16 protein-coding genes are annotated in these 16,532 nt (G+C 64.8%); 7 read left to right on the top strand and 9 right to left on the bottom strand.

Going from position 1 to position 16,532, the window contains the following annotated elements:
* Nucleotides 1–192: 192 nt before the first annotated feature.
* From ASH00_RS03130 to ASH00_RS03115, 4 genes are all read left to right on the top strand, one after another.
* A complete protein-coding gene (locus ASH00_RS03130) occupies nt 193–2,151 on the top strand; it encodes an FAD-binding and (Fe-S)-binding domain-containing protein (protein ID WP_235563136.1) in 1,959 nt (652 codons plus the stop codon).
* Nucleotides 2,152–2,313: 162 nt separating this feature from the next.
* Nucleotides 2,314–3,591 carry a hypothetical protein gene (locus tag ASH00_RS16570; protein ID WP_056544868.1) on the top strand — a complete coding sequence of 426 codons (1,278 nt, stop codon included), beginning with the start codon at nt 2,314–2,316 and terminating at the stop codon, nt 3,589–3,591.
* 84 nt (nt 3,592–3,675) lie between these two features.
* Nucleotides 3,676–4,371, top strand: coding sequence for a class F sortase (locus ASH00_RS03120; protein ID WP_056544865.1), 696 nt, complete (start codon nt 3,676–3,678; stop codon nt 4,369–4,371).
* A 46-nt stretch (nt 4,372–4,417) separates the two neighbouring features.
* On the top strand, nt 4,418–5,662 hold the full coding sequence (locus ASH00_RS03115; protein WP_056544860.1) for a cation:proton antiporter: 1,245 nt from the start codon (nt 4,418–4,420) through the stop codon (nt 5,660–5,662).
* Nucleotides 5,663–5,696: 34 nt separating this feature from the next.
* Here the strand turns inward: ASH00_RS03115 and ASH00_RS03110 are convergent, their stop codons facing one another.
* From ASH00_RS03110 to ASH00_RS03095, 4 genes are read right to left on the bottom strand one after another with little or no spacing between them, the layout of a single operon-like run.
* Entirely contained in the window at nt 5,697–6,932 is a 1,236-nt protein-coding gene (locus tag ASH00_RS03110) for an ROK family transcriptional regulator (protein WP_157358979.1), read from the bottom strand.
* A 28-nt stretch (nt 6,933–6,960) separates the two neighbouring features.
* Nucleotides 6,961–7,707, bottom strand: coding sequence for a DsbA family protein (locus tag ASH00_RS03105; RefSeq protein ID WP_056544855.1), 747 nt, complete (start codon nt 7,705–7,707; stop codon nt 6,961–6,963).
* A 22-nt stretch (nt 7,708–7,729) separates the two neighbouring features.
* Nucleotides 7,730–8,158 (bottom strand): VOC family protein, encoded by a 429-nt coding sequence (locus tag ASH00_RS03100; protein WP_056544853.1) that lies wholly within the window; start codon nt 8,156–8,158, stop codon nt 7,730–7,732.
* Nucleotides 8,159–8,199: 41 nt separating this feature from the next.
* Nucleotides 8,200–9,225, bottom strand: coding sequence for an LLM class flavin-dependent oxidoreductase (locus tag ASH00_RS03095; RefSeq protein ID WP_056546557.1), 1,026 nt, complete (start codon nt 9,223–9,225; stop codon nt 8,200–8,202).
* A 97-nt stretch (nt 9,226–9,322) separates the two neighbouring features.
* Between ASH00_RS03095 and vapB the strand changes: the two genes are divergently transcribed.
* Nucleotides 9,323–9,553 carry a type II toxin-antitoxin system VapB family antitoxin gene (gene vapB / locus ASH00_RS03090; protein ID WP_056544850.1) on the top strand — a complete coding sequence of 77 codons (231 nt, stop codon included), beginning with the start codon at nt 9,323–9,325 and terminating at the stop codon, nt 9,551–9,553.
* Nucleotides 9,550–9,978 carry a type II toxin-antitoxin system tRNA(fMet)-specific endonuclease VapC gene (gene vapC, locus ASH00_RS03085; RefSeq protein ID WP_056544847.1) on the top strand — a complete coding sequence of 143 codons (429 nt, stop codon included), beginning with the start codon at nt 9,550–9,552 and terminating at the stop codon, nt 9,976–9,978. Before vapB ends, vapC begins: the two co-directional genes overlap by 4 nt.
* Here the strand turns inward: vapC and xylB are convergent, their stop codons facing one another.
* The gene (gene xylB / locus ASH00_RS03080) at nt 9,979–11,376 is read right to left on the bottom strand and encodes a xylulokinase (RefSeq protein ID WP_056544843.1); all 1,398 of its coding nucleotides are present in this window, start codon (nt 11,374–11,376) and stop codon (nt 9,979–9,981) included.
* 30 nt (nt 11,377–11,406) lie between these two features.
* Nucleotides 11,407–12,597, bottom strand: coding sequence for a xylose isomerase (xylA, locus tag ASH00_RS03075; protein ID WP_056544840.1), 1,191 nt, complete (start codon nt 12,595–12,597; stop codon nt 11,407–11,409).
* Nucleotides 12,598–12,751: 154 nt separating this feature from the next.
* On the opposite strand from xylA, the gene ASH00_RS03070 reads away from it, so the two are divergent.
* Nucleotides 12,752–13,945 (top strand): ROK family transcriptional regulator, encoded by a 1,194-nt coding sequence (locus tag ASH00_RS03070; protein ID WP_235563135.1) that lies wholly within the window; start codon nt 12,752–12,754, stop codon nt 13,943–13,945.
* Here the strand turns inward: ASH00_RS03070 and ASH00_RS03065 are convergent.
* From ASH00_RS03065 to ASH00_RS03055, 3 genes are all read right to left on the bottom strand, one after another.
* Nucleotides 13,918–15,153, bottom strand: coding sequence for an amidohydrolase (locus ASH00_RS03065; protein WP_056544835.1), 1,236 nt, complete (start codon nt 15,151–15,153; stop codon nt 13,918–13,920). The genes ASH00_RS03070 and ASH00_RS03065 overlap by 28 nt on opposite strands.
* Nucleotides 15,154–15,224: 71 nt before the next feature.
* A complete protein-coding gene (locus ASH00_RS03060; protein WP_056544831.1) occupies nt 15,225–16,109 on the bottom strand; it encodes an EamA family transporter in 885 nt (294 codons plus the stop codon).
* 33 nt (nt 16,110–16,142) lie between these two features.
* Nucleotides 16,143–16,514, bottom strand: coding sequence for an Hpt domain-containing protein (locus tag ASH00_RS03055; RefSeq protein ID WP_056544827.1), 372 nt, complete (start codon nt 16,512–16,514; stop codon nt 16,143–16,145).
* Nucleotides 16,515–16,532: the final 18 nt, after the last annotated feature.

Here is a 16,532-nt window from a genome sequence, read left to right as displayed (position 1 = left end):
CCGCAAGTTTCAGCGCTTATCAAAGGGTGACGAAACCTCATCTGGATGCAACTCGGGACGGACNCCCGCCTTGCCATTGCTGCCTACAGCGATCTACCGTCATCGATAGTTCCGCAAGTTTCAGCGCTTATCAAAGGGTGACGAAACCTCATCTGGATGCAACTCGGGACGGACCGGAAGGGACCGCAGGCCGTGCCTGAACTGCCCGGCGGAGCGGCGTGGCTGTTCGTCGAGATTTCTGGTGATGACGCAGCCGAGGTTGCAGACCGGGCTGCTGCGGTGAGCCTGGTTGCCACTGCCCGCCACTCCCGCATCATCACCAGTCCTGCACAGGCGGCCGCGCTGTGGCGGATCCGGGAGGACGGCGGCGGGCTGGCCGGACGTTCGCCCGCGGGAGCGCCCGCGCATGCCGGGTGGGAGGACGCGGCCGTTCCGCCGGAGCGCCTCGGCGATTACCTGCGCGAGTTCGACGAACTCCTGCTCAACCATCACCTCAAAGGATTCCCGTTCGGCCACTTCGGCGACGGCTGCGTCCACGTGAGGCTGGACTTCCCCTTCCAGCACGACGACGGCGCCGCAGTCTTCCGCGCTTTCCTCACCGATGCGGCGCGTTTGGTCGCATCGTACGGCGGATCTCTGTCCGGCGAACACGGCGATGGGCGGGCGCGCAGCGAGCTCCTCCCCTTCATGTACACGCCCGCGGCCCTGTCCTTGTTCGGCAAGGTGAAGGGCATTCTCGACCCGGACAACATCCTCAACCCGGGAGTGCTCGTTGATCCTGAGCCGCTGGACGCGAACGTCCGCGTGGCTGAGGCCGGCCCGCTGCGTACCGGACTGGCGTTCGGTTACGAACATGACGACGGCGACTTCAGCCAGGCGGTCCACCGCTGCACCGGCGTGGGCCAGTGCCGCGCCGCGCACAGGGATAACCAGACGGTGATGTGTCCGTCCTACATCGCGACGCTGGAGGAGAAGGACTCCACTCGGGGCCGCGCCCGGGCGTTGCAGGAGATGATCAACGGCAGCGTTGTTGGCGGTGCGGCTGTCGGTCACAACCACGGCAAGCCGAACTGGCGGGCGCCGGAGGTTCATGAGGCACTCGATCTGTGCCTGTCGTGCAAGGGGTGCGCCTCGGATTGTCCTACGGGTATCGACATGGCGTCCTATAAGGCGGAAGTGCTGCACCAGAGTTACAAGGGTCGGATCCGACCGGCGTCGCACTATTCGCTCGGCTGGTTGCCGCGGTGGGCAATGCTGGCCTCGGTTGCACCGCGCGTTGTGAATGCGCTGGTGAGCCTGCCGGGTCTGGGGAAGCTTGGGTTGCGGCTTGCGGGAGTGGACCAGCGCCGAAGGATCCCCGCCTTCGCGCCGCAGACGTTCCACAAGTGGTTCGGGTCGCGGCGGGTTTCGGTGGCCCTTTCGGCCTCCGGACCCGACGGTCGCCCGCAGGTCCTTCTCTGGGCTGACTCCTTCACGAACAACTTCTCCCCCGAAGTGGGTAAGGCAGCGGTCCGGGTGCTCGAGGACGCGGGATATGAGGTCCTGATCCCTGAAAAGCCGGTGTGTTGCGGACTGACCTGGATCTCGACCGGTCAACTCGACAGCGCCCGGAAGATCCTGCGCTCGTCGGTGGAGACGTTGAAGGAGTATGCGGAGCAGGGGATACCGATCGTGGGCCTTGAACCTTCGTGTACCGGGGTGCTGCGGTCCGACTCGATCGAACTGTTGGGCAGGGCTGTTGCGGGGCAAGTCGCGAGTGCAACGCACACGCTCGCGGAACTGCTGGCCAAGACGCCGGACTACGAGGCGCCGTCGCTGGAGGGAATCACAGTCGTCGCGCAGCCGCACTGCCATCACCACGCCGTCATGGGCTGGAGCCCCGATGCCGCACTACTGGAAGGTGCGGGCGCCTCCCTTCAAAAACTTGGCGGTTGCTGCGGCCTCGCCGGGAACTTCGGCGTGGAACGCGGCCACTACGAGGTGTCCGTTGCGGTAGCTGAGCAGCAGTTACTGCCGGCGGTTCGCGCGGCGGCGGCTGACGCCGTCGTCCTCGCTGACGGGTACTCCTGCCGCACTCAACTGGAGGACCTCAGCGAGCGGAAGGGTATCCACCTGGCGCAGCTGTTGGCGGAAAAACTGCCGGCGAAGTAGCCAGCGAAGTAGGAGCCCACTGTAACGGTTCGATAACTTAATCAGCTTGTTTACCTGTGACGTGCGTCTCTCCGGTAGAACTGGGAGGGCCTTAGTTGCCGTACGCAACTCGGTCATCGCCGTCGGCCCAGAAGCCGATGTATCACTCGCATAGGGGACAACATGCACGTACGCAAGCAGTTACTCGCAGCAGGATCCACCGCCACGCTCGTTGCCGGTGGTCTTTTTTTTAGCGCCGCGCCGGCCTCCGCCGTTCACGACTCGCCGGAATGTATTTCCGCGCAAAACCAGTTCACTGCAGCCCTTCACAACGCCGAGCTCAATGCCGAGCTCGAAGTTGAGCTGGCCGTCGCTCTCCAGAACCTGGTGGATGCTCAGGAAACCCTGGATCTGCTTGACGTCGAGGGGACCCCGACGCTTGCGGAGCTTGAAGTTCTTATCGGTGACGCTCTAATCGCCCTGGAGACCGAGCAACTTCCAAACATCAACGCCATCATCAATGCAGAGGCCGCCGCCAACAGTGCGGTGGGGCAGGCTCAGCTACTGCTCGACGCCGTACTGGCTGGCGGTGAATTGGACGCGGCTGCCTTGGCAGTACTGGGCATCAACCTGAACGAGTTCCTGCTCCCTCAGGTACTTGATGTCGAAGGCTTGACTTTAGCCGTGAACGCCGCCGTGACCGCGGGGGACCTCACGCAGGATGAAGCTGACATCCTCATCGCCGACATCAGCGATGGTGTGTTGGAAGATGCGACAGTTGAGGCGCTGGCGGACATCGAGCTCGATCCAGCTGATTTCCAGCTTGAGGCCGAGGTCGATCTGGTCGAGCTGGAAGCGGCCCTTCGTGCACTGATCGCTGACTTGCAGCTTGACATCGCGGCAGCCGCCGAAGCGCGCCTTCTGCTCGATCTGTTGGTCAGCGGCGACATCACGGCAATCCTTGACGCTGAAGCGCGATTCGAAGCTCTGCTGGGTGTCGATCTCGATTTCTCTGCGCTGATCGACCTCGAGACGGAGCTCTTTGCTGCTCTGGCCATCCTCGAAGCGCAGGCAAACCTTGATGCAGCCATCGCTGTGGTCAACGGTCTTGCTGTGCAACTTGATGCGCTGGACGTTGACCTGCTCGAGCTCGAAGCACTCTTCGCAGCAGCAATCGAAGCGTGCACCGGAGCTGCCGTAGGTGGCGTTGTCGGCGGCGGCGACAAAGATGACGATGACCACGATTACGGCAACGGAGCAGGCGGGACAGGCGGGGCCGTGACAACAGGCGGCGGCACGGGTGGTACCGGCGGCACCGGCGGAACCAACCGCGGAATGAACGTGCAGACGGCCGTACCGACCGCCAGCACCGACCCAGCAGGAATCGGCGCGCTTGCGGCCGGTATCGGCTTCCTGGTTGTGGCCGGCACAATGGCTGCGCGTCGGGTCCACAACAGCTAAGACAGCAGAGAATGCGCAGGGGCGCCGTCCCGTTCGGGCGGCGCCCCTGCGCATTCGGCACCAGTTCGGAAAGACCGCTCCACCATGAGTAATGCACATCGCGCGCCCACCGGGCCGGACGAGAAAGACCGCAGGATTCCGCGGCTGGCGATTGGCGCCGTCGTTGTGGTGCTGTTCCTCGCCCTGCTGGTTTTCGGGATTCAGCTGTTCGCCGGGTCCGGAGGAGCAACTCCGACAACCACTGCTCCGACAACCGCTGCTCCGGCTTCCGCCCCGGCCACATCTTCGCAATCACCGTCACCCGAGGCCTCAACACCCGCGCCGGAAGTGACTCTCCCTCCCGCGTCCGCGCCGCAAAAGCTCAGCATCGAATCGGCGGATATCTCCGTTCCCGTCCTTCCGTTGACTCCAACAGATGCTGACCTGGCAGCGCAGTCGCTGGTTCCGCCGGAAACCCTCGACGGCTACTGGCTCACGAACTACGGCGCACCGGGAGAAGGGTCCGAAAACACGGTCTACATCACGGGACACAGCTGGGAGGACCGTGACAGTCCCTTCAATCGGCTCAGCTCAGAGGTTGAGGTTGGGGATTCCGTTGTACTCACCACTGCCGAGGGCAAGATCAACTACGTCGTTGACTCCGTCACCACCCACAACAAGGACACACTGAAGGTCAGCGACATCTGGAACATCGTCCCGAACCGGCTTGTGCTGATCAGCTGTTACACCGAGGACCTCTGGGGAAAGAACGTGATCGTCACCGCCGTACCGGAGGTGTAAAGGCCGCTGCACGTTTGGCCCGTGGAAAAGGGGGTACGGGGAAGCTATGACCATCAACCTCGTGCTGACGCTCTTTGCCGGTGCGGTGCTCGTACTCTCCGCCTTCTCCACCCTGGCGCAGCGGGTAAGCCTGCCTGGCCCGGTTCTCGCGCTGCTGTTCGGCGCGCTGATCGGGCCGTATGCCTTCGGAGTCCTCAGCATTGAGGACTTCGGTGTTCCCCAAGGCACGCTGCTTGAAGAGGCGTCGCGAATTACCCTCGCGATCGGGCTGACCGGCGTAGCACTCCGCTTGCCGCACGGGTACTGGCGGAAGAACCTGCGCTGGATCGCGGTCATCATTCTGCTCGGCATGATCGCCATGCTCGTAGTGGCCACCGGTGTGCTTTGGGCGTTGTTGGGGGTCCCGTTTCTCCTGGCCCTCCTGCTGGGTGCGATCATCACGCCGACAGACCCCGTGGTTACTACACCGATTGTCACCGGATCCCTCGCGGAAGAGCGCATCCCCGAACGCGTCCGCCACAACCTTTCTGCGGAGAGCGGGCTCAATGACGGGCTTGGCTATCTGTTCGTCATGCTCCCTGTCCTGCTGCTGACCAAACCGGGACAAGCTTGGCACGAGATGCTTGTGAAGGTGCTGCTGTGGGAGGTACTGGGAGCGATGCTCTTCGGGGTTATTGCGGGTTTCGTCCTTGCCAAGCTTTTCGTCTGGTCAAAGAACGTGGGGCTCATGGAGGAAAGCTCCTACCTGGGCTTCTTCGTGCCTTTCGGCCTCCTCATCCTCGGCGCAGGGAAACTGCTCGGCACGGACGCCATTCTCGCCGTCTTTGTTGGCGCCGCGGTATTCGGACAGGTGATCCCCGAGCGGGACGAGGAGCAGGAGGACAAGATTGACGACGCCGTTGCCCGCTTCTTTCTCCTGCCCGTCTTCATCCTGCTGGGGCTCGCCTTGCCCATCGGTGAGTGGGCCGCTCTCGGCTGGATTCCGCCCGTTGCGCTCGCCGCTGCGGTGCTGCTGCGGCGGATCATCACCCTGTGGGCCCTGCGTCCCCTGATCACATCGCTGCACGACGTCCCTGATACAACGTTCCTGAGCTGGTTTGGACCGGTGGGAATCTCGGCGCTGTTCTATGCGACCCTCGCCGAGCGGCACACCGGCAATCACGAGATCTTCATCTACGCCACCCTCGCCATCACATTGTCTGTCCTCATCCACGGACTCTCGACCGCGCCGCTCAGTGCCTGGCTCAAGCGAAGGGAGCCCGAGCGGAAACAGGAACACGAAACGGGGTAACCGGCACTCAGATCAGGCTGAGCGCACAGCTGGTTCAAGCCCGGCGCAATTCAATATCCATCGCGTCCCGGCTGACTCTGGCGAGCGCCGCGTTTACGGCCCCGGTCAGCACAATGTCCCCAGCGAGCGAGGACGCCACCACCCGCGGCGGGAAGTGCGACGTCGTTGCCACCTTTGCCTCGATCTGCTCAGCGAGGCGGGCGATGGACGGCGCCACCGCACCGCCGATGACCACGGTGTCCGGGTTGAGCAATGACGCGAGAGTTGAGATGACGCGGGACAGCCGCTCCGCCAGGCGCTCCACGATTTCAATTGCGACGGCGTCACCGGCTTCCGCTGCCGCGAACACGGCCTCCGCCGACGGGCCATTCTTCCTCGAAGGCCCGCCCGACAGGATCGTGGTCCGGCCTGCAACCAGAGCCTCTGTCGCCCAGGCACGGGCCAGGGGAGCGATGGCTGCCGGGCTGCCAACGCCCTCCACGAGGTCGAGATAGTGCATTTCCCCACCGCCGCCGAGCGATCCGTGCAGGAGATGTCCGTCTTCGATGACCCCGGCACCGAACCGTTCGCCGGCGAGGAGCACCAGGAAGCTGCCATCCGGGTCCACGGTGCCGTTGTAGCGTTCGGCGAGCGCCGCGAGGTTGGCGTCATTCTCAATGAAAGACGTCCACTGTGGGCGCCCGGCAAGCACCGCTTCCTGATCTACTGCCATCCGCTCCCAGAACGGGTTGCCCGTCGGGATGGTGCCATGGCGGCCGACCGGGGCCGGGATGCCGAAACAGACGGTCAGGACGCGGGAAGGGGCGATGCCGCCGTCGCCGAGCGCTGATTCTATGGCGAGCTGTAGAGCTGCGGTGCGGGGAGCGGGATCCGCGTTGTCGATGTCCGCTGTGAAGGCCGCTCCACCGCGGCCAACTACCTCCCCGCGCAGATTGGCGACGACGCTGCGGATATGGCTGTAGCCGGCGTCGATTCCGAGGACGTATCCGGCGTTGTCGTCAAGGGCGAAGTGCCGGGCCGGTCGGCCTTTGCCGGTGGCGGCGAGCGCGGGCTGCTCGCGGATCCAGCCGTCGCGGAGCAGGTCATCGCAGACCCCGAGGACAGTGGCGCGCGTGAGCGAGGTGGCACCGATGAGTTCATTTGCGGTGACAGAGTCCCCGGAGGGGGCCCGCCGGATCGCGTCGAGGATCAGCCTCGCATTGGACCGGCGCAGCATGGTGGTCGACGACGCGCCTGTGGCAAGCGATCCTCCCCTGTGGTTTACGTTCACTCATCCAGTAAACACTCTTGCGGGCGCGCTACTTCTTCTGGCGGCGGCTCCCGCCGTGCCAGTCTTCCTCGACGCCGGCATCTGCATCGGTGATCCCGAAACTGCGCAGCTGTGGACGTTCGCGGAGGCTTCGCTTCAGTTCGGCGAAGCCGGGGAAGCTGGCCAGAGCCACCACGTGGTCCCATAGTTGCGCCGCCTCACCGCGGGAGGGGAGCCTACTGATCACCGGTCCGAAGAACGCCACGCCCTCCGGCGGCTCGAAGTGGATGATGGGAGTGCCGACGTCCTTGCCCGTATGGGAAAGCGCCTCGTCCGTCTCTGCCTGAATTATCGAGTCGAGTGAGCGGTCGTCGAGCGCGTCCGCCAACGACGACGGCAGGCCGGCCTCCGCGAGGATCGGCTCGAGAAATTCACGGGTTCCGTGATATCCGGTGGCGCCGGATTGCGACGGGTCGTCCCGTTCTGTATCGAAGATGTGGGCGCCGAGGCGGGCATAAAGGGTAGCGACGGCGTCTGGCCCGTGATCCTTCCGGACCTGCGCGGCGACGCGGAGCAGGCGCAGGCCGGCAGTGTGCCCGGCCTCATAGCCTTCGGGGAAGTGTGAATCGTAATCGACCGACGCGTTGAGTAGGCGCAGGGAGATGAAGCGCCACTCAACGGAGTAGTTCCGTTCCTCCATGACGAGACGAACCCACTTGCTGGTCATCCAGGCGAAGGGGCAGACGGGGTCGAAGTAGAAGTGGATATCGGCATTGCTCTTGGTCTCGTCGCTCATTTCGCCACTATAGGGGCGGCGGCTAAGCGAGTACCACTGTGCCGTCGTCGCTGATGCGCCAGCCGGGGTTGTGTGCGATCTCCCAGATGACGCCGTTCGGATCCTGGACGTGCGCGTGGAAGATCCCGCCGAACTGGCCCTGCTGCGGCTGCTTGAGTATGGAGCCGCCCGCTGCAGTCATCGCGTCGACGGTGCTTCGGACGGCGTCGGGGCTGTCGACGTTGTGCGAGAGCGTGACACCCGTGGGTGCATCTGCGGTGGCGACCCCGAGGTCCTCGGCGAACTTGTCGGCGTCGAACAGTCCGAGCAGCAGTCCCGGTCCAACCTGATAGAAGAGGATCTCGCCGGGTACATCGAGGTTCGCTTCCCAGCCGAGGCCGTCCCGATAGAAAGCGCGGGCTGCGTCGAGGTCCTGGGTGGTGAGGGTGATGAAATGAAGCCGCTGGTCCATGGGAATGATTGTTCCACCAACAACACGGGCGGGTTGCTGGCTTAGGCGATCTTCCGCTCCCACCCGATCGCCGGCGCAACGTGCTCAGCGATGTTGCGCAGCAGCTTCGCGTTGTAATCCACACCGAGCTGGTTCGGCACCGTAAGCATGAGCGTGTCCGCAGCGCGCACGGCGTCGTCGTTTGCCAGTTCAGCGGCGATCTTGTCCGGCTCGCCGATGTAGCTCTTGCCGAAACGGGACATTGCGCCATCGAGCACTCCCACCTGGTCCCGGGTCTCACGGAGCGCGCTCAGGGCGAAGTACTGGCGGTCCTCGTCATCGACGATGGGGATGACGCTGCGGCTGACCGAAACACGGGGAGCAAAGGAGCGACCGGCTTTGTCCCACGCGTCGCGGAACAGCTGGATCTGCTCGGCCTGGAGCTGATCAAACGGCACACCGGTGTCTTCGGTCAGCAGAGTCGAACTCATCAGGCTCATGCCCTGCTCTGCGGCCCAGACAGCAGTTTTCCGTGTTCCGGCGCCCCACCAGATGCGCTCACTGAGCCCGGGGGAATGCGGCTGGACAGGGAGGAGGCCGGAGCCCTGGCGGGGATCGGCCTGGGCAACCCCCGCGCCGCTGATTGCATAGCGGAACACCTCTGTGTGGCGGCGGGCCATGTCCGCCGGCTCTTCGCCGTCGGCTGGAACGTAGCCGAAGTTGGCCGCGCCATTGAGCGCGGGCTCGGGTGACCCCCGGCTGATGCCGAGCTGCAGCCGACCGCCGCTGATGAGGTCCGCTTCGGCTGCCTCTTCTGCCATATACAGGGGGTTCTCATACCGCATATCGATGACGCCGGTCCCTATTTCGATGCGCGAGGTGCGCGCCGCGATTGCGGAGAGCAGCGGGAACGGCGCCGCCTGCTGGCGGGCAAAGTGGTGCACGCGGAAGTACGCGCCGTCGATGCCGATCTCCTCGGCTGCTTCGGCAAGCTCGATTCCCTGCAGCAGGGAATCACGGGCAGTGCGCGTGCGTGAGCCTTCGAGTGGCGACCAGTGGCCGAAGGACAGGAATCCGATGCGCTTCATATCCGCGTCAACCACGCAGAACGGTGGTGCATTCCTTACGAATCCCTTGCCCCCTCGGCCGTGAACATATATCCTATGTATATACATAGGAGTCCCCATGGCGAGAACCAAACTGTTCAAGAACAATCAATCTCAAGCTGTACGAATACCGAAGGCGCTGGAGTGGCCTGATGGCGTAAAGGAGGTCGAGGTGATTCAGGACGGCCAGTCCAGAATCATTTCGCCTGTCGACTTGGTGTGGGATTCCTGGTTTGCTGATTCTCCTGAGGACACAAACTACCCCGCAGAGCGCGATCAGCCGGCGGAACAGGAAAGGCCGCCTCTGTGACCCTCAAGTACCTGCTGGACACCAACATCCTGATCCAGACGATTCGGTATAAGCCAGACAACCTGAGAATTCGCTTCAATGAGCACGCCGGTCAGATGGCACTGTCTTCCGTTGTGCTGTCCGAACTGGTTTACGGCGCTGAAGTGTCCGAGAGGGTCGAAGCTAATCTCCGTTCAGTCGAGGGGCTGGCTTCCAGGATGCAAATTGTCGACTTCGATACAGCGGCTGCTCATCACACGGCTGGCATTCGCGCACACCTCAAGCGTGAGGGCCAGTCCATCGGTCCTTACGACGCCATGATCGCAGGGCATGCGCGTTCTCGCGGGCTCACGGTGGTGACGAATAATGTCCGTGAATTTGCGCGGGTACCGGGACTTTTGGTCGAGAACTGGCAGGAGCAAGCCGGTACGGCAGAGCGAGTGTAGCTACCTGCCGTAGGAGCTCCTCGCCACTTCCCGGTACCGGGCCAGCACCTCCGGAGTCGGAGCAGAATCGACGAGCTCGACGCCGCTGGTCCGCCAGTCCGGCAGCGCACCATGCAGCGCTCCGGCAGCTTGGCGGGCAGCGCCGTCGGCTACGTATTCGCCCGGACTCGGAACCGACACCGGTAGACCGAAAACGGCACTAACAATCTCCCGCAGTGCTTCTGAGCGCGCGCCTCCGCCCACGAGGATGACCCGCCGCGCAACAACTCCCGCGTCGGTCAGCGCCTGGAGCCCGTCCGCGAGGGAGCAGACCACGCCCTCGACGGCGGCTCTCGCCACGTTCGCGGGCGCGTAGTTGTCCAGGGTCAGGCCGTGCAGCGAACCTGTCGCGTCCGGCAGGTTGGGAGTGCGCTCGCCGGCAAAATAGGGCACCAGAGTCAGGCCGTCCGCGCCGGCAGGCGCCTGCAGCGCGAGCCGGGCGAATTCCTCATGGGCGACACCGAGCAAACGCGCGGTCGCGTCAAGCACGAGGGTGGCGTTGAGAGTACACACCAGGGGCAGATAGTTGCCTGTCGCATCGGCAAAGCCGGCCACCAGGCCGGAAGCGTCCGATGCCGGCCTGCCGGACACCGCGAACACGGTGCCTGACGTACCAACGGAAACAACGACGTCGCCCTCCGACGCTCCGACGCCCAGTCCCGCCCCAGCGTTGTCACCCGTGCCGGCACCGATGATGAGCCCGCCGGGATCCTTCCGGAACTCAAGCGGACCCAGGACCTCAGGAAGGACCGGGATGTGCCCGAGCGTGGCTTCAAGGACCTCGGTCAGGTATCCCTCGGTCGGCGACCAGTAACCCGTCCCGGATGCGTCCGAGCGGTCGGTGGCCAGCTCCTTCAGCCCTTCGGACCCCGACCCCGGGCCGTAGCCCGCGAGGCGCCAGCTGAGCCAGTCGTGCGGCAGGCACACGGCCGCCGTCCGCGCGGCGTTCTCCGGCTCATTCTCGGCGAGCCACCGCAGTTTCGTTGCGGTCAATGATGCAACGGGGACGGTGCCGGTTGTCTCGGCCCACCACTGTGCGCCCTTCTCGCGGACAAGCGCCGCCGCGGCTACGGCCGAGCGCGTGTCGTTCCAGAGCAGCGCCGGACGGACCACCTCGCCAGTGGCGTCCAGGCACACCATGCCGTGCTGCTGGCCGGCGACCGAGACGGCCGCGACGTCGTCGAAGCCTCCCGCCGCCGCAATGGCTTCCTGCAGGGCGGTCCACCAGGCATCGGGATGCACTTCGGTGCCCGGCGGGTGCTGCGCTGAGCCGGAGCGCACCAGTTCGCCAGATTCCGCGTCCCTGATCACCACCTTGCACGACTGCGTGGAGCTATCTACTCCGGCTACCAGTGCCATGGGTTCCTCGCTGCTTCTTCCGTCTGCCTGCTAGGAGCGCGATCCGAGGAGGTGCTCCATTGCCAGCTGGTTCAGCCGGATGAAGGCGAAGGACCGCTCGGAGGCCTTCTCGGCGTCGAAATCCTCAAACGCAGTACGGTCCGCGAGAAGATCAGCGGTGGTTTCCCCCGCGGCCAGCGTGGTCTCACCGAGTTCAACGACGCCGGACGTCTTCAGTGCCTCCTGCACCTCCGGATCGGCACGGAAAGCGAGAGCGCGTTCCTTGAGCAGGAGGTACATGGACATGTTGGCGCGGGCGGAGTCCCAGACGCCGTCGTAGCCATCGGTGCGTGACGGCTTGTAGTCGAAGTGGCGCGGGCCCTCGTAGCGTGGACCGCCGTTCGGGAAGCCGTTCTCCAGGAGGTCGACCGTGAAGAAGGCGCTGGTGAGATCGCCGTGGCCGAACACCAGATCCTGGTCATACTTGACGCCGCGCTGGCCGTTGAGGTCGATGTGGAACAGCTTGCCCGCCCAGAGCGCCTGCGCGATACCGTGAGTGAAGTTCAGGCCCGCCATCTGCTCGTGGCCGGTCTCAGGGTTCACACCCACAATGTCGCCGTGCTCGAGTTCGGCGATGAAAGCCAGGGCATGGCCCACCGTCGGCAGGAAGATGTCCCCGCGGGGTTCGTTCGGCTTCGGCTCAAGGGCAAGGCGGAGGCCGTAGCCCTTCTCCTTGATGTAGCCGGCGACAGTGTCCACGCCTTCCTTCATTCGGTTCAGGGCAGCCGCCAGATCCTTGGAGCCGTCATACTCCGCACCCTCACGGCCTCCCCACATCACGAACGTCTCGGCGCCGAGCTCAGCCGCGAGGTCGATGTTGGTCAGTACCTTCCGCAGGGCGAACCGGCGGATAGAGCGGTCATTGCTGGTGAAGCCGCCATCCTTGAACACCGGGTGGCTGAAAAGGTTGGTGGTCACCATCGGAACCTTCAGACCGGTCTCAGCCAATGCGTCGCGGAAGCTGCCGAGAATGCTTTCGCGCTGCTGGTCCGTGGAACCGAACGGGACAAGGTCATTGTCATGGAAGGTGACGCCGTAGGCGCCGAGTTCGGCGAGACGGTGGACCGCCTCAACGGGATCGAGCGCTGCGCGCGTGTCGGTGCCGAAGGGGTCGGTCCCGGTCCATCCGACGGTCCAGAGGCCGAAGGTGAAGCGATCTGCCGGTGTGGGCTGAGGTGACATGGATGTACTCCGCACTGAGTTGAGCTGAATGAAGCGATAAGTTCGTGACTAAAACATATAGCCGCACTCTCCATCCGTCAACACCTTTCGGCCCAGATTTCGACCGGTCAAGTGCTATGTTTACGTCCAGGACAAATAGGGTGAGGGGCTGGGAGTGAGCGAGCGGAGCGGCACTGAGGATCTGCGGCGCCGCAACCTCTCCGCCGTGCTCACCGCTGCCCACCGGCACGGCCCCCTCACCCGCGCCGCCCTCGTTCAGCGCTGCAACCTCACCCGGTCCACCATTGGCGCCCTCGTTGGCGAACTGTCCGCTCTTGGCCTGGTGTATGAGACGGATGTTGCTGCTGCGAGGGTTGGCCGCCCCAGCCCCATGGTCCACGCCAGTGAACGCGTCGTTGCGCTGGCGGTCAATCCCGACGTCGATGCGGTGACGGTGGGCGTCGTTGGCCTGGGCGGCATGGTCCATCGCCGGATCCGCTACAACACCTCATCCATCCCTTCGCTGGAGGAGGCGGTCAACATCACGCGCGCCGTCGTGGAGGGGCTTTCGGTGGAACTGGCGGGAAGCGAGCATGTGCTCGGTCTGGGCCTTGCCATCCCCGGACTGGTCAACGCGGAAGTAGGCCAGGTGTTGCTCGCGCCGCATCTCGGCTGGAAGGATGTCGACGTCGTCGGGCCCTTCCGCCAAGCGCTGGGCATGCCCGTTGTGGCGGCCAATGATGCGACGCTCGGCACACTCGCCGAGAGTATCTTCGGCGCAGCGGCGGGCTACAGTGACGCGCTCTACCTGAATGGCAGCGCCTCCGGAATCGGCGGGGGTGCGATTGTCGGCGGGCAGCCTTTGGGTGGGGCGTCCGGATACGCCGGCGAGTTCGGGCACATGGTGACGCGGCCCGGCGGGGAGCAATGCCACTGCGGCCGCCGTGGGTGCCTTGAAACCGAGGTCAACGTGGATCGGCTGCTGAAGGTTGTCAACCTGAACCATGCCCAGGCGGAACAACTCGAGGACGCCCTGCTTGCCACCCAGACATTCCCGGTGCTGCGCGAGATCCGGCGGCAGACGGACCTGTTGGCCATTGCACTTGGCAACCTCGTGAACGTCTTCAATCCGCAGATAATTGTGCTCGGCGGCTTCCTCGGGGTGTTGCTTGCCGCGGACAGGGAGCGGTTGAGCGCGGCCGTAGCGGCGGGACCGATCAGCGGCCTGGGAACTAAGGTGCGCCTTGAACGTGCCGCCCTCGGCGCCGAACTGCTCCTCGTGGGAGCCGCAGAGGCGGTGTTCGCCGGGCTCCTCGCCGAACCTCGGAGCGTTGCGCCTGGTCAGGAAAGCGGCGCCAGTCCCAGCTGATCCGCCACCACACGTCCCTGATGAAGAACCGTACGGTCCGACGGCCGGTCCATGATTGCCGAAGTGACGGTTTCACCCGCAAGGAGCAACAGCTCCGCCGGGTCACCGACCTGCAGGCCAGGCCGGTCGCTGACGCTGGTCAACCGTTCCGCCCCAGGATCCAGGATTGCCGCACCGCCGATACTGGCGACCGCGAAGCAGTGCTCAATGAGCTCGTCCGCCCGGTAACCGTTGGTGAACGCGAGTTGCCAGGTGCGGTCGAGCATGTCCCCATTGCCATAGGGCGACCAGTAATCGCGCTGACCGTCCTCGCCGAGCCCCACACGGACGCCGGCTTCAGTGAGCTGCCGCAGCGGCAACGGATCCCGAACTGACGGCGCTACCGTCGCCATGGCAATGTCAGCCGCCGCGAACTCGTCGATCAACCGGCGGGTGGTGCTTTCCGACACGCTGCCGAGTGAGTACCCGTGGGAAATGGTGACCCTGCCCTGCATCCCGGTGGCCCGGGTCCGCTCGAGGATGAGGTCCGCGCTGTAGACACCGAGCTCACCCGGCTCATGCAGGTGGATGTCGATCGGCACCTGATACTTCTCTGCCAGCCCGAAAACAATGTCGAGATGGCGCACGGGGTCCCGGTCCAGCTGGCAGGGGTCGATCCCGCCGATCACGTCCGCGCCCTGTTTCAGGGATTCCTCGATCAGCGGCACCACGCCCTCTTCAAGCAGGAGCCCGGCCTGCGGGAACGCGATGATTTCCACGTCAGCGCGTGCGCGGTGCGTTTCCCGGGCAGCAACCACCGCGTCGAAACGTTCGAGCCGGCAGTCGGCGTCGATCTGCGCATAACTGCGTACCCGTGTGGTGCCGTACTCAATCATGGTGGCAAGGGTGAATGCCGTTCGGTCCGCAAGGGGTGCCTCGGCCGTGCGCCAGTTCTCGCGGTCGTTCAGCATCATGCCCCACACGCCCGGGCGGCCGGTATGCGGCCGGAACGGCAGCCCGAGCCGCGTCGAATCAAGGTGCACGTGGACATCGGAGAAGGACGGAAGCAGCAGGCGCCCCCTGCCGTCGACGACGTCGGCGCGTGTCTCGCCGCCCGCGGCAGCACCCTCCGGTGCAGTTGAGGAAGGCCGGATGGCGGCAATGCGCCCGTCCTGCAGTTCCACGTCCGACAGCTCGCCGCCCCACGGGCGTACCTGGTGCAGAATCATTCGGAGCCTCCTCGCTCATACGCCAAGGTTGCCGACGGCAACGAGCCCAGTCTAGCGACGGTTGCCAACGCTCACGGGGCGGGAGTGGGCGGAATCTCCGAAGCAGGCGGGCGCCGTCGTCGTACGCCGACCGTTACTCCAATCGATGCAGCAGTGACCAGCACCAGCGCAATGATTTCCCGGGTGCCCAGCGCCTGGCTGAGCACCAGCAGTCCCGCAAGCGCGGCCATCGCCGGCCCCAGAGCGGACAGCACACCGAACACCCGCGTGGACAGCCGCTGCAGTGCGAGCATCTCCAGTGCATAGGGGAATGCGCTGGAGAGCAGGGCAACACCAACGAACACCGGCAGCACCAGCGGTGACACGAGAGCGCCCGCGGCGGCGGACGGCGCACCGAACGGCAGGACGATCACCGCTCCGATCGCCATGGACACAGCCAGGCCCTCGACACCGGGAACCAGTCGCCCCACGCGTGCGCTGGCGAGAATGTAGAGGGCCCAGAACGCGCCCGCGCCGAGCGCAAAGAGGATGCCGGCGAGCGGCAGCGCACTGCCGTCATCGAACCCCAGGAGAACGACGCCGGCAAACGCCAGCAGTGCCCACGCCGCGTCAGCGAGGCGCCGGGTCTGCACCAGTGCCAGCAGGAGGGGGCCGGTGAACTCGAGCGTCACGGCCACACCGATGGGAATGACGCCGATGGCGAGGTAGATGAGGCTGTTCATCCCTGCAAGCGCGACGCCCAGCACCGCTGCGGCAGCCCACTGCTGGCGCTTCCATCCGCGCACTTTCGGGCGCACAACGGCCAGCAGGATCAGCGCACCGAACAGCAACCGGAGAAACACCGCGCCCGTGGGGCCCACGGCGTCGAACTGGGTCCTGGCCAAGGCGGCACCGAACTGGACGGACAGCACCGCCATGATCATGAGCACGGGAGCGGGGATGGAGGAGGTGTGCATGCCTACATTCTGTCCGGATCGCGGCCCCGAGCATCACCAACTCGCGTCGATGTACTTCGTTGTCAGCTTTCTGACCGTTGCATCGCCGCACTCCTTGACCTGCGGAAGTGCTTCGGCCACGGCACCCAGGTGTCCGCGTTTCAGGCTCGATTCAAGTTCCGCCGCGAGTTTCGCGAGCCGGGCGGCGCCGATCATGGCCGAGCCAATCCGCACGCTGAGCAGTGCGTCGAGGGATGCGGCTTCATCATGTCGTTGCACGGCCTCCGCGAGGCGGAGGTACCGTTCGTCCCAGAAGGCAACGAAGTCGCGCACAAAGGAATGCGCAGGACCGGGATCCTCGAACTCATCCTCCAGCCTGTGCAGAACCTTCCGGTCCACAAGCGGAGGGCGTTTGTTCTTCGACATGCGGCTCAGCGTAGGAGA

The organism is Arthrobacter sp. Soil782 (assembly GCF_001428435.1).
GTDB classification, from domain to species: Bacteria; Actinomycetota; Actinomycetes; order Actinomycetales; family Micrococcaceae; genus Arthrobacter_D; species Arthrobacter_D parietis.
The sequence above is the reverse complement of the archived record's forward strand: the minus strand, read 5'-3'. Positions and strand labels throughout refer to the sequence as shown.

Coding starts and splice junctions, on each gene's coding strand:
- ASH00_RS03055 (WP_056544827.1), bottom strand. CDS start 16,514: ATGTCGAAGAACAAACGCCCTCCGCTTGTGGACCGGAAGGTTCTGCAC.
- ASH00_RS16570 (WP_056544868.1), top strand. CDS start 2,314: ATGCACGTACGCAAGCAGTTACTCGCAGCAGGATCCACCGCCACGCTC.
- ASH00_RS03100 (WP_056544853.1), bottom strand. CDS start 8,158: ATGGACCAGCGGCTTCATTTCATCACCCTCACCACCCAGGACCTCGAC.
- ASH00_RS03120 (WP_056544865.1), top strand. CDS start 3,676: ATGAGTAATGCACATCGCGCGCCCACCGGGCCGGACGAGAAAGACCGC.
- ASH00_RS03105 (WP_056544855.1), bottom strand. CDS start 7,707: ATGAGCGACGAGACCAAGAGCAATGCCGATATCCACTTCTACTTCGAC.
- ASH00_RS03095 (WP_056546557.1), bottom strand. CDS start 9,225: ATGAAGCGCATCGGATTCCTGTCCTTCGGCCACTGGTCGCCACTCGAA.
- xylA (WP_056544840.1), bottom strand. CDS start 12,597: ATGTCACCTCAGCCCACACCGGCAGATCGCTTCACCTTCGGCCTCTGG.
- xylB (WP_056544843.1), bottom strand. CDS start 11,376: ATGGCACTGGTAGCCGGAGTAGATAGCTCCACGCAGTCGTGCAAGGTG.
- ASH00_RS03115 (WP_056544860.1), top strand. CDS start 4,418: ATGACCATCAACCTCGTGCTGACGCTCTTTGCCGGTGCGGTGCTCGTA.
- ASH00_RS03060 (WP_056544831.1), bottom strand. CDS start 16,109: ATGCACACCTCCTCCATCCCCGCTCCCGTGCTCATGATCATGGCGGTG.
- ASH00_RS03065 (WP_056544835.1), bottom strand. CDS start 15,153: ATGATTCTGCACCAGGTACGCCCGTGGGGCGGCGAGCTGTCGGACGTG.
- vapB (WP_056544850.1), top strand. CDS start 9,323: ATGGCGAGAACCAAACTGTTCAAGAACAATCAATCTCAAGCTGTACGA.